This is a genomic window from Agrobacterium sp. 20P9.1.2 (assembly GCF_057799395.1).
The window spans coordinates 1-337 of record NZ_JBYOKI010000021.1 but is presented as its reverse complement, the minus strand read 5'-3'; the positions used below and the strand labels follow the sequence as shown (position 1 = coordinate 337).

The 337-nt window shown below is 57.9% G+C and carries 1 protein-coding gene; it reads right to left on the bottom strand.

Features of this window, described 5'->3' with window-relative positions; translation table 11 throughout:
* The coding region (locus AC27VJ_RS22600; RefSeq protein WP_488685912.1) for a hypothetical protein at positions 1-337 on the bottom strand (337 nt) is incomplete at both ends.

Sequence of the window (337 nt, the reverse complement as noted above, 5' to 3'; positions counted from 1 at the left end):
GGCGCTGATCTGCGCAGAGTCGAGGGCCTTGATGCTGTCTGCAGAGAAAGCATTCAACTGATCGGTGTCCAGGCCTGCCAGCTGCTTGTTGCTGAGGGCATGAACCTGATCGGTCGTCAGCGCGGTCAGTGTATCAGATGCAACGGCTTGCAGCTGTTTCGAGGTGAGAGCAGCAATCTGGTTGGTTCCCAGCAGTGCGAACTGTTCCTTGCTGATGGACTTGATCTGGTCAGTACCGAGCGAAGCCACCTGTGCCGAGCTGAAGGCCTGGATTGTGGCCGTGTCGAGTCCGTTGAGCGCTTCGCTCGTCAGGCCAACAACAGCCTTCAGGCTCAGA